This window comes from Flavobacterium sp. (assembly GCF_025352015.1).
Lineage (GTDB): Bacteria > Bacteroidota > Bacteroidia > Flavobacteriales > Flavobacteriaceae > Flavobacterium.
This window is the reverse complement of sequence record NZ_JANXUG010000068.1, coordinates 1-13,309: the sequence shown is the minus strand read 5'-3', so window position 1 is coordinate 13,309 and position 13,309 is coordinate 1. Positions and strand designations below refer to the sequence as shown.

Genomic DNA, 13,309 nt, shown 5'->3' with positions numbered 1-13,309 from the left:
ATTAATTTAAAAACCCTTTCAGAGTTTCAAACTCTGAAAGGGTTAAAACGCTGAATAGAATTTAACTATTTTAAACAGTTACTAAACTATTTGGCTCTACCAAAATTGCTGCCCCGTTTACGAAAACCGAAATCGCTGTTTCGCCTTCCAAGCTAAAGTTAGTTTCATTTTGATGCACCGCCACTTTCAAGATTTGGTTTCTGAAATTAATTTTAAACGAATACGCTTGCCATTGCGAAGGTATTCTTGGTTCAAAGTGGAGGCAATTATTTTTTACTCTCATACCGCCAAAGCCTTCCACAATACTCATCCAAGTTCCTGCCATTGAGGTAATGTGCAAACCTTCTTCTACTTCTTTGTTATAATCATCCAAGTCTAAACGTGATGTTCTTAAATAGAAGGTATACGCTTGTTCCATTCTGCCTAAAGTGGCTGCTTGAATGGAATGTACACAAGGCGAAAGGGAACTTTCGTGCACCGTAAATGGTTCGTAAAAATCAAAGTGCTTTTCGAGTTGTTCTTTAGAAAAATCATCCTCAAAAAAGTAGAAACCTTGCAAAGTGTCTGCTTGTTTGATATAAGGCGAACGCAAAATTCTGTCCCAAGACCATTTTTGATTTATAGGTCGCTGCGATTTGTCTAAATATGCAACTTTCACTAATTCTTTGTCTAAAAAACCGTCTTGTTGTAAATATACATCGTGTTCTTCTGAATAAGGGAAATACATATTCGCAGCAACTTTTTTCCAATTTTGTAATTCGGCATCAGATAATGTTACTGTTTCAATGATGCGTTTATGATCTTGTGGATATTCTAACGAAACTTTCTGAATTTGTTCGAGCGTATAATCAATACACCATTTGGCTAAATAATTAGTATAAAAATTATTGTTTACGTTGTTTTCGTATTCATTTGGACCTGTAACTCCCAAAATCACATACTGATTTTTAGCAGTTGAAAAAGTCGCTCTTTGCTGCCAAAAACGTGCAATTCCAATGAGGACTTCCAATCCTTTTTCAGGAATGTACGAGTAATCGCCAGTGAATCTATAATAATTAAAAATGGCAAAAGCAATCGCACCATTTCTGTGGATTTCTTCAAACGTGATTTCCCATTCGTTGTGACATTCTTCCCCATTCATAGTGACCATAGGATATAAAGCCGCGCCATTTGTGAATCCTAATTTGCTAGCATTTTCAATAGCTTTGTCCAAGTGATTATACCGATACGCCAAAAGATTGCGTGCTACTTGCTGGTCTTTGGTCGCCATATAAAACGGAATACAGTAGGCTTCAGTATCCCAATAGGTGGATCCGCCATATTTTTCCCCAGTAAAGCCTTTTGGACCTATATTTAGTCGAGAATCTTTGCCTAGATAGGTTTGGTTTAACTGAAAAATATTAAAACGAATGCCTTGTTGCGCTTTTACATCGCCATCTATAGTAATATCACTCATTTCCCAAATTTTTGCCCAAGCGATGATTTGGTTATTTAACAGTTGGTCGTAGCCAAATGATAATGCTTTTCTAATACTATTTTGAGCAGCAACTTGTGTATTTTCATGGTTTAAGGATACCGTGTAACCACCTAATTTTTGTATAGATACTGTTTGACTTTTTGCGGTCTGAACTTCATAAGTAAACCGAATTTTTTCTTGTGAAGCATCCACATTTGAAGGTGAAACATTTTGATTTTCACCATCTAGCAAAATACTATTTTGCATGAAAGTAGTAGCAATAAAATGCGTTTTGAAGGTTTGTGTCGTTACATACGCTTCGTTTCCTGAATTTTTAATGTCTAATGGTTCCCAAAACTTTTCTTCCCAGTTGGCATCTTCGTTGTCAACTCCTGCATCAATATAAGGTTTGAAAACTATTGTAGCATTGTGATTTAAGGGTGTAATTTCATAATTAATGACGCCAACTTCATCTAAATCCAACGAGAGAAAACGACAAACGTTTACTAAAATTTGAGTTCCGTTTTGTAAAGTTGCTTCAAACGAACGGTTGTAAACTCCTTGTTTCATATTTAGTTCGCGACGAAAGTTTTTCACTGCTGGGCACACTGCTAAATCAAGGGTTTCTCCATTAATTTCGATGTCAATGCCAATCCAGTTTGGGGCATTTAATACTTTAGCAAAATATTCGGGATAACCGTTTTTCCACCAACCCACTTTGGTTTTATCGGGGTAATAAATTCCTGCAATATAACTTCCTTGAAATGTTTTTCCAGAGTACTGTTCTTCAAAATTCGCGCGTTGACCCATAGCACCGTTTCCGATACTGAATAAACTTTCGGAAGATTTAACCATTTCGGCATCAAATCCTTCTTCAATAATAGACCAGTTATCTGGTTTGATATAATCTTGATTCATCTTTTTTTAATTTCCTTTTAGCATTCAATTTTAATTTATAAATGCTTCGATAAAAGAAGTATCCATAAAGGTAAAATCTTTGAAATTGTATTTTGCTTCTTTCAAAATTCTCTCATCGCCAATTCCGATGCTTGTCATGTTCGCAATATTAGCAGCTTGTATGCCAGCTACCGAATCTTCAAAAATTATAGCGTTTTGGTTGGTAGCATGTAATAATTTGACCGCCTGAAGAAATACTTCTGGATCTGGTTTCGCATTGGTTACATCATTTCCGTCTACAATGGCGTCAAACAAATGCAAAATTTTTACTTTTTCTAAAATAGGTCGTGCGTTTTTACTTGCCGAACCTAATCCGATTAATTGATTTTTTTCTTTAATAAATTCTAAAATATTGAGAACGCCTGGAAGAATTTCTGTTTCATCCATGTGCTCAATATAAGAGAGATAATCTTCATTTTTTTGAGTCAACCATTTGTTTTTGTTGTCTTGGGATGCTTCGACATTTCCAAGTTTTAATATGATATCCAAAGAACGAACGCGGCTAACTCCTTTTAATTCTTCATTGTGTTCTGGTGTAAATTCGATTCCTAAATCGCTTGCTATTTTTTGCCAGGCTAAAAAATGATATTTAGCGGTATCAACTATAACTCCGTCTAGGTCGAAGATGAATGCTTTTTTATTCATTTATCCTATAATAACTTTTCTGTCGTTAATAAAAACATTGCACAAGCCAGCCAGGATGAGCGAAATCCCTGCCAACAACATCGGAGCAATGCTACTTTTGCTGATTATTTCAGAAAGGAAATTAATACCTCCTAAAGCTGCAATGATTTGTGGAATTACGATGAACATATTAAAAAGTCCCATCATCATTCCCATTCTTTTTTCATCCACCGAACTCGATAGCATGGCATAAGGCATAGACAAAATGCTTCCCCATGAAATTCCAATTAAGATGAATGAAACGTTTAGAAGGGGTGCTTTTCCTAAACCCATTAACAGAAATCCTGCTCCACCAGCTATCAGCGAAAACATGTGGATTGTTCTTCTGTTAACAGTTCGTTTTGAAGCATAAAAAGTAAGCAGTAAGGCAAAACCCATTGAAGAAAGTCCGTAGATTCCCATAGCGGAGCCAACGCTGTCTGCGGCTGTTTGATACGCTGTATTGGCGACATTGAATGCCTCTTTTTGTGCGGGAATAGAAAAATTAAAGGATTCTTTGTTTGGTGCTGGCGCTTTATAGACATAATCAGTAAGCGCTGGCGTTGCCATACTCCACATAGTAAAGAATGCAAACCAACTGAAAAACTGAATTAGCCCAAGCTTTTTCATAGTTGTTGGCATATTTTTTAAGGAATAACCTAAATCTTTAATAAATCGGTTTTCTTTTTTTTCATTCTTGAAAGTTTCTATATCTTTAGGTGGATATTCTTTGGTTTTCATCACGGTGTAAAGAATGCTGATAAGAAAAACCAGCGCACCAATACCAAAAGCTATCTTAACATACTCGGGAACAATACCCGGAGGAGCTTCTTCGGTGAAACCCATTTTATTAACTAGCCACGGAAGATTGGATGCTATCCAAGTGCCGATACCTATAATAAGCGTTTGAAGAACAAAGCCGTACGAACGCTGTTCTTCAGGAAGTTTGTCAGCAACCAATGCTCGGAATGGTTCCATACTGATATTTATGGAAGCATCAAGAATCCATAAAAAACCAGCTGCAACCCAAAGTACTGATGAGTAAGGAACAAAAAATAATGCAAAAGAACTCAAAATTGCTCCCATTAGGAAATAAGGTTTGCGTCTTCCGTATTTTGGATGCCAAGTATTATCGCTCAAATATCCAATTATGGGCTGAACAATTAATCCTGTTAACGGTGCCGCAACCCAAAGGGCTGGAATATCGTGTGCGTTTGCTCCAAGGGTTTGAAAAATTCTAGACATGAATCCGCCTTGAAGGGCAAATCCAAATTGAATTCCTAGAAATCCGAAACTCATGTTCCAAATTTCCCAGAATCCTAATTTACGCTTTTCCATTATCGTAATTTAAAGATTTATAATACGATAAGCGTGTTGCTTATCAAAACTTACTGTTATTTCGAAGTAAAAGTACAAGCTTTGATAGTCGGTGGTAAATATATAAAAATTCTGAATTCTGAATTATCAATTGTCATTTATTTTTAAAAATCATACAAATTGATTGAAGGGCAATCATTTAGATAGTTGATTCTCTCTCGACTAGTTCGGTTTCAATCACTTCTGTACTGTACTGTTCGTCTTGTTGTTCCTCTTCTTCTGATTCTAATCTTTCAATGAGCATTTTAGCTGCTTTTGCACCCATTTTTATTCCGTTTTGACTAACGGTTGTGATGCTTGGCGAAGAATATTTTGAAATAATACCATCAGTAAACCCAATGATGGAAATATCATCTGGGACTTTTTTACCCAATTTATAAGCTTCTTTAATTGCCGTAACTGCGAATAATTCGTTTACTGCAAATATGGCATCTACGTCATTGTTTTGTATTAATTTAGCAATATTATGCTCAAAATTTTCAGTATCTTCAATTTTCACAATCAAATCTTCATCTACTTGAAGTTCATTATTTAAAAGTGCTTTGACATAGCCTTCAGTTCTTAATTTTCCCACACTTACATAATCAACAGTAGTTAACAAAGCAATTTTTTTAAAGCCTTTATCAATAAGGAACTGGGTGGCGTTAAAGGCGGCCAAACTATCATCAATAATTACCTTATCGCATAGAATATCATTGGTAACTCTGTCAAACATAACTACTGGCATACCTTGATTGATAACTTCTACAATATGATGAAAATCCTTTTTTTGTTGTGTTTCTTTTGAAAGAGAAATGATAAAGCCGTCAATACTGCCATTGGCCAACATTTCCATGTTAATTACTTCTTTGTCAAACGATTCGTCAGATAAGCAAACCAATACATTATAACCATTTTCATTAGCGACATTTTCAACCCCACTGATAACGGTTGCAAAAAAATGGTGTATAATTTCAGGAATAATAATACAAATTGTCTTGGTTTTTTTATTTTTTAAGCTCAAGGCAATATTGTTGGGTTTATAATTGTAAAATTTGGCAAATGCCTGTACTTTTTGTCTGGTATCTTCGCTAATTTCTAAACTATTTCGTAATGATTTTGATACGGTAGAGATGGAAACATCTAGCTCTCTTGCAATTTGTTTTAAAGTAATTTTTTTTCTCATCGTTACGAATTTGATAAATAGTATTTTCTGAATAAAGATATAGGATATTTTTCATTCTTTCAATTATAGTCTTAATTAATTGAAATAAACAAAAAGTTTTCAACACGAAAACGTTTTCGGAAGACATTTAACGAATGTTTATAATCTATATTCTAAATTTTACATAAATTTAACGTTCGAAGTACAAGTACAAGCACAAAATTATTTTTTAACCTAAACAAAATGTATGAAAACAATTTACAAAAAGTTGTTATTTTTATTTCTTTTACTGCCTTTATCTATTCTAGCACAGAATACATTGAGCGGTGTAGTAGTTGACAAAAAAACAAACCAACCATTACCAGGAGTAAATGTAACCGTTCAAGGTGCAAGTAAAGGCACTTCTACCGATTTTGACGGAAAATTTATGTTGGCAGGACTAAAAAATGGAGACAAAGTTGTCTTTTCATTTGTAGGTTACGACAACGATACTGTTTCTTTTTCGGGACAAAAATCTGTTTCTATAAGCCTTAATGAAACTTCTAACCAACTTCAAGAAGTAGTAGTACAAGTAGGGTATGGAACTGTTAAAAAGAAAGATGCTACAGGATCGGTATCTTTATTAACTGCAAAAGATTTCAATAAAGGCGCAAATGTAACTGCCGAGAACTTATTAAACGGTCGTGTCGCAGGACTTACTATTAATACAAGTGGAGCACCAGGGTCTGGTTCTGAGATTAGAATTAGAGGGGGAGCTTCTTTGTTTGCCTCCAATGATCCTTTAATTGTAATTGACGGTTTACCAATAGATAACACTACTGGTACCGGAGCTACTTCAATTTTATCTTCAATCAATCCAAGTACCATTGAATCATTTTCTGTTTTAAAAGATGCGTCTGCTACAGCAATATATGGTTCTCGTGCCTCGAATGGTGTAATCTTAATAACAACCAAAAAAGGAGGAAAAAAATTAGCTATTGATTACAACTTTCAGTATGGTTCTGGTAAATTAGTTAAAACACTTAATGTTTTTAACGGTGACGAGTTCAGGGCATTAATTACTCAAAAACGACCGACAGATGTACCCCAATTGGGAACTTCAAATACCAATTGGCAAGAAGCAATATACAGAAGAACCGACTTTGTAGATAATAATTTGTCAATAAGAGGTAATCTTTTTAATGCAATTCCGTCTCGTATTACTATTGGAAATACGTATCAGGAAGGTTTGAGATTGACAAATAAGTTTAATAGAAATTCGGTTTCTGTGGCCTTGAATCCAAGTGTTTTTAAAGACCATTTAAAAATGAGAATTAATGCGAATTATTCCAATGAACTAAATAGGTTTACAGATGGTGTAGAAGGTGCTGCCATTAAATTTGATCCTACACAGCCCATTTACGATGCAACTTCCGTTTACGGAGGTTTTTTTGAATATCAAAATTCAGGAAATCAAATCAAACCTCAAACCATCAGAAATCCTGTAGCCCAGTTGTTACAAACTTTTGATACAGGAATTAATAATAGATTTTATGGAAATTTTGAAGTAGATTATAAATTACATTTTTTCCCTGCCTTAAGAGCTGTGGTAAATGTTGGATTTGACCAAGCTAATGGTACAAGATCTAAATATGCTAGCAGATTTGCCGCTTCATCTGGATCCAATAATAATATTCCTTACGGAACAGATGAATATACTGAAAGCGTGCGAAGAAACAAATTATTAGATGCTTATTTTGTGTATAACAAAACTTTTGGAAAAACAGTTTTTGATTTAACAGGTGGGTATTCTTATCAAAAGTTTGAAGCAAGTAAATTTCTGACTGGCAACATCAATGATCCAAATTTGCCAGGAGGTCCAACAGGTTTCCCGAAAAATGATATTGACACAGACGTTGTTCTCGTTGGATTTTTTGCAAGAACTAATTTCAATTACAACGATAAATATTTATTGACAGTTTCTTACAGAAGAGATGGATCTTCGCGTTTTTCTCAAGAAAACCGTTGGGGTAATTTTCCGTCGGTTGCTTTTGCCTGGAAAATTAAAAGTGATTTCTTTAAAGGCAGTAAAGCCATTTCAGATCTTAAAGTTAGAGTGGGTTGGGGTATAACTGGTCAGCAAAATATTGCTGCTGCAAATGATTATCTTCAGAAAATTAATTTAGGAAGTGGTTCTTCTCAATATATTTTTGGTCCTTCCCCTACACCAATAGCAATTAGCAACAGGTTAAGCCCATTATTGAAATGGGAAGAAACAGCTACGTACAATGTAGGATTTGATTATGGAATTTTTAGCAGAGTTAATGGTTCTGTAGATGTTTTTTATAAAGAATCCAAAGATTTATTAGTGGATGCTGCTGTTCCGGATGGAACAAATTTTGCTAACAGAGCATATCAAAATGTTGGTAGTTTTACCACTAAAGGGATTGAATTCAGTATCAATGCCGATGTGGTTAAAACAGATAATTTTAATTGGAACTTAAATTTTAATGTTACTTCCTACCAGAGAAAAATTACTAAATTGATCTATAACGCAGACATACTTGCAGGCGATAATATTCTTGCTACGGGAACACAAGCTCAAATATATAGTGAAGGATTTGCTCCTAATTCATTTTATTTGTACAAACAATTGTATAATACTGCAGGACAACCTATAGAAGGAGCTTATGCAGACTTGAATGGTGATGGAATCATCAATTCAAAAGATAAATACATTTATAAAAATGCAGATCCAAAAGCTACTTTTGGGCTTGCATCTACCATGAATTTTAGAAATCTTGATTTTTCGTTCAATTTAAGAGCTAGTGTTGGGAACCATATTTTTAATGCCTTTGAAGCCAAAAATGCACAATACGATCAATTATCCACTGGAGGAGCATTAGCAAATATACCAACGTCAGTGCTTGACACTAATTTTAGTATTAGAGATAATGTAGCCTTATCAGACCGATATGTTGAAAATGCTTCATTTTTAAGGATGGACAATGTTACTTTAGGCTATACCTTTCCAAAATGGTTAGATGGTAAAGCTACCCTGCGCTTATTTACTGGGGTACAAAATGTATTTGTTATAACTAAATATACTGGTATAGATCCAGAAATCACCAATAATGGTGTAGACAACACCATATATCCAAGACAACGCTCGTTCTTATTTGGCGCTAATGTGAAATTTTAAAAAAAAATAATTATGAAAAAGTTTAATTTTATTTATTATCTACTTGTTTTTGCAGGATTACAATCTTGTACAAAAGATATGGATGTGGTTTCGAAAGATACCAAAGTGCTTTCCCCCGATGTTTTATATGCCACTGCAGCAGGATATAAACAAGGTCTAGCGGGAGTTTATGGTAACCTTTCGTTGACTGGAACTGGTGATGCTGGAAGCTCATTTCTTCAGGGAATAGATGCTGGTACCAGCCAGTTTGGCAGATGCATGTTGTACTTGCAAAATCTAACTACAGACGAAATGATTTGGAGTTACGAAGGAGATGCGGGCACAGCAGAGTTACAGCGAAATACATGGAACTCAAACAATCCTATTTTAATTGGGATGTTTAGTAGAACTATGTCAGAAGTTGCTTTTGTCAACGAGTTTTTAAGACAGTCAGCCCCTGCTAAATTAGCTGCAAGAGGTATTACTAATGCAACAGACATTGCCAATATTGAAACCTATCGAAATGAAGCCAGAGCTCTAAGAGCTTATGCTTATTATAATTTGATGGATTTATTTGGAAAAGCTCCGTTTGTAACCGAAAGTGACCCACTAAATTTTCGAGCTCCGCAATATGACAGGGCTCAATTATTTACTTTTATTGAAAGCGAGATGACTGCTGTTTTGCCTAATTTAAAAGCAGCAAAAACTAATGAATATGGAAGAATTGATCAGGCATTTGCAAAAATGGTTTTAGCAAAAATATATCTTAATGCAGAGGTATATATCGGGCAAAATCGTTATGCAGATTGCATGACACAATGTTCAGACATTATTTCTAGTGGCTACACCTTGAATCCAGATTATTTAAACAATTTTAAAGCGGATAACAACACTTCACCAGAAATGATATTTACATTGCAGGCAGATGGAGTTGTGACTCAAAACTATGGTCCAACAACTGTAATGTGTAACGGACAAGTAGGTTCTCTGGAAGGAAATGGCACCACTCTTTTTGGAGTAGGAGGATGGGGTGGAGCACTTCGTTTAAGAAAACAATTTGTACAAAAGTTTGACGGTGTGGATTATGATTATGATACCAGAAAAACTTTTTCTGGCGGTGGTCCAAGATCACTAGATATTTCTGATATTTCCAATAAAAATCAAGGATATATTTTGGCGAAATATTCTAATATTTCATCTACAGGTATTCCAGGTCCTAATTCTACTTTTGTAAATACTGATTTTCCTTTATTTAGGTTAGCGGATGCTTATTTAATGTATGCAGAAGCACAAATGAGAAAAGATGGTGCAACTAATGCAAGCACGACCACTAATGCAACTGCTGTATCATTAGGTTATTTAAATGCGTTACGTGATAGAGCTAATGGATATGACTTCCCAGATTTTAGTCAAGGTCAAGTTAATTTGCAATTCATTATTGATGAAAGATCACGAGAATTGCATTGGGAAGGTCATAGAAGACAAGATCTTATAAGATTTGGTCTTTATACAGGTGGAACCTATAACTGGTCATGGAAAGGAAACGGGCAAAATGGTATTGCAATTTCTAACAATCTCAAAGTTTTTCCTATACCAGCACAATCGATTGCAGCAGATCCAAATTTAATTCAAAACCCAGGTTATTAATAATTAAAAAATAAAATAAAATGAAAAATAAATTTAAAATAGTACTTGCATTAATTGCATTTGTTGGAATTACCTCATGTCAAAAAGAAGATAATTTTAAGTTGTCACAACCAGTTGGTACATACAAAATTACAACTCCTTTAAATGGTGATTCAATTATATTAAACGAAGCTACTCCCACCAACCCTGGGGCATCTTTAACATGGACACCTATGGATTACACAACACCGTCTGTAATTACATACACGGTGCAATTAGCTCCTAATGGATCTGATTTTTCAAACGCACAAGATTTGTTGACTACAACAAATACTAATGCTACAGTTCAATCTTCTCAACTAAATTTAGCAGCATTAATGGCAGGAGCAACTCCTTTTGTTCAAAGCCCGGTTGATATTAGAATCAAAGCAACTTCTGGAACAACTGGAACGCAACCCGTATATTCAGATACAATTACTTATTTGATTACTTGTTACGGATGTTTGGGTCAGTACGCTGTAGGAGCAGGTATTCCTTCTGCAGGTTGGAACTGGAATTCGCCTTTAAGCTTAATTTGCGATAACAATGTTTTAACTTCAAGAGCCAATTTAATCAACGACACTTTTAGATTTTTTACAGTTAATGGCGATTATAGTTCAGGTAGAAATTATCCTTATTATGTGGCACAAGGCTATCTAATTAGCACATCATTAGTAAATGCAGCGGATGGTGATCAAAATTTCAGATTTACAGGTACTCCTGGCACTTACAGAATTAAAATCGATGGCAATAAAAAAACTGTTACAGTTGCCAAAAGCACTGTTACAAGCGGTTTCGAACCAACTTCAACATGGTTAGTAGGTGCCGCTACTCCGGGTGGATGGTCTTGGTCTGGAAATAACGAAACAGAATTACCTTTGATTACCGATGGTATTTATGAAGTTCCGTTAACTCTTAATAATGACCAAGCGTTCAGAGTGTTTTTAGGAAATAATGGAGGAGACAGCTGGGGTTTAGGAGACAGAAATTATCCTTGGTACGTTGCTAATGGTTACACTATTGATTCAGAATTAATCAATGCAATGGATGGCGACAGTAATTTTAAATATACAGGTCCTACAGCAGCAAGAATTTTCAGAATTAATACTATAACAAAAGTAATATCAGTAGATTAATTAAAGTGTTATATAATTTAATAAATGGGCTGGGAGATTACTTTCAGTCCATTTTTATATCTTTTGTCATGAAAAAAAAATATTGTATTTCTTTGTTAATTTTATTTAGTACTTTTTTGAGTTTTTCTCAAGTAACTACAGCACCTTCTCCTGTACTTGCCGATCAATCCGCGGTACTCACGTTTAATAAAACTGGTACTGGTTTGGCTGCCTATACGGGAATAATTTATGCTTACATTGGTGTAACTGTCAACGGAGTAAGGTTTCAAAATATCAAAGGCAGTCCTGTTTTTAATAGTCCGTTGCAGCCGCAAATGACACAAGTTGGAACTTCTTCAAATTACACACTATCAATTGCTCCTGATTTATATACTTATTTTGGAGTAGCCACAAGTAATTCAATAACGGAGATTTGTGTGGTTTTCAGGTCAGCAGATGCTACGATGCAAACTCAACCAGATATCTTTATACCTGTCGGAGCTTTTCAATACAATTTAACGGCACCAGCTTTGAACAGTTATAATTTTTTAACTGCAGGAAGTAACTTAACAGTTACGGCGAATAATACCAATGGAACTGCAACTTATAATTTAATTGCAAATGGGACTTCCATAAATACCCAAACGACCACTAGTTATTCTTTTACACAAACAAACATAACTTCTAATCAAGTTTACAGTTTACAAATTACTCAAGGAATAACCACATTTACCGCAAAATTTAATGTAATAATAACTCCTCCAACCGTTAATCAGGCACTACCAGCTGGTGTGGTTGATGGTATAAATTATAACCCAACAGACGCTACGAGAGCTACTCTTGTCCTAAATGCCCCTTTAAAAGATTTCATATATTTAGCAGGGAGCTTTAACAATTGGCAACCAACTGCTGCGTACTCAATGAAAAAAAGCGGAACAAAGTTTTGGTTAGAGCTTACAGGTCTAACACCCGGTCAAGTATATACCTATCAATATTGGGTTTGTGATCAAACGAGTCGTCCATTGAATTCGCCAGCTTTAGTAAAAACTGCCGACCCTTTTTCAACATTAGTGCTTTCTCCTTTTGATGATCCAGAAATTGCAACTTTAGGAGTTTACCCAGGTTTACCGGCATATCCTGCGGGACAAGAACGCGAAGTAACAGTTTTGCAAACGGGACCAACAGCTTGGTGGAATTACACTTGGAGTGCTGCCACCACAAATTTTGTTAAACCTAAGAAAAAAGATTTAACCATTTATGAAGTTTTAGTCCGCGATTTTGATGCCAATAGAACTTATCAAGATATGATTGATAGGATTGACTACTTTAAAAACTTGAAAATAAATGCTATACAGTTAATGCCTGTCATGGAGTTTGAAGGTAATATGAGTTGGGGATACAACCCAGTTTATCACATGGCTCCTGATAAGAGATACGGTTCTCCAGCAAAATTGAAAGAGTTTATCGACTTATGTCACCAAAATGGTATCGCCGTAATCATAGATATAGCCTTAAATCATGTTTTTGGACGTTCGCCCCTCGAAAGAATGTGGATGTTAGACTCTGATGGAGACGGATGGGCAAATAGTACGGGTTTTAGAGTTACAACTGAAAATCCCTATATCAATCAAGAGGCCAAACATGCTTATGGAGTAGGTAGTGATTTAAATCACTTTCTTACAACTGGACCTGGTGCAAATATGACTAAAACGTATGTTACTCGTACCATTCAAACCTGGATTCAAGATTATAAGATTGATGGTTTTCGATGG

General features: G+C 35.1%; 8 protein-coding genes. 4 read left to right on the top strand and 4 right to left on the bottom strand.

Translation table 11 applies throughout. The features are described 5' to 3' along the window. Window positions 1-70 precede the first annotated feature (70 nt). From Q0Q96_RS06975 to Q0Q96_RS06960, 4 genes are all read right to left on the bottom strand, one after another. Window positions 71-2,374: a glycoside hydrolase family 65 protein gene (locus tag Q0Q96_RS06975; protein ID WP_293872582.1), complete on the bottom strand. Its 2,304-nt coding sequence runs from the start codon at window positions 2,372-2,374 to the stop codon at window positions 71-73. A 30-nt stretch (window positions 2,375-2,404) separates the two neighbouring features. After that, window positions 2,405-3,058 (bottom strand): beta-phosphoglucomutase, encoded by a 654-nt coding sequence (gene pgmB / locus Q0Q96_RS06970; protein ID WP_293872580.1) that lies wholly within the window; start codon window positions 3,056-3,058, stop codon window positions 2,405-2,407. After that, window positions 3,059-4,414, bottom strand: coding sequence for an MFS transporter (locus tag Q0Q96_RS06965; protein ID WP_293872578.1), 1,356 nt, complete (start codon window positions 4,412-4,414; stop codon window positions 3,059-3,061). A 178-nt stretch (window positions 4,415-4,592) separates the two neighbouring features. Then, window positions 4,593-5,618 carry a LacI family DNA-binding transcriptional regulator gene (locus Q0Q96_RS06960; protein ID WP_293872576.1) on the bottom strand — a complete coding sequence of 342 codons (1,026 nt, stop codon included), beginning with the start codon at window positions 5,616-5,618 and terminating at the stop codon, window positions 4,593-4,595. 226 nt (window positions 5,619-5,844) lie between these two features. Here Q0Q96_RS06960 and Q0Q96_RS06955 point away from each other — a divergent pair, with 226 nt between their 5' ends. The 4 genes from Q0Q96_RS06955 to Q0Q96_RS06940 all read left to right on the top strand — a co-directional run. Beyond that, a complete protein-coding gene (locus tag Q0Q96_RS06955) occupies window positions 5,845-8,778 on the top strand; it encodes a SusC/RagA family TonB-linked outer membrane protein (protein ID WP_293872574.1) in 2,934 nt (977 codons plus the stop codon). Window positions 8,779-8,790: 12 nt separating this feature from the next. Beyond that, window positions 8,791-10,404 (top strand): RagB/SusD family nutrient uptake outer membrane protein, encoded by a 1,614-nt coding sequence (locus Q0Q96_RS06950; protein ID WP_293872572.1) that lies wholly within the window; start codon window positions 8,791-8,793, stop codon window positions 10,402-10,404. Between the two features lie 20 nt (window positions 10,405-10,424). Then, the gene (locus Q0Q96_RS06945) at window positions 10,425-11,558 is read left to right on the top strand and encodes a SusE domain-containing protein (RefSeq protein ID WP_293872570.1); all 1,134 of its coding nucleotides are present in this window, start codon (window positions 10,425-10,427) and stop codon (window positions 11,556-11,558) included. Between the two features lie 68 nt (window positions 11,559-11,626). Beyond that, window positions 11,627-13,309: alpha-amylase family glycosyl hydrolase (locus Q0Q96_RS06940; RefSeq protein ID WP_293872568.1), on the top strand; the 1,683-nt coding region annotated here is incomplete at its 3' end.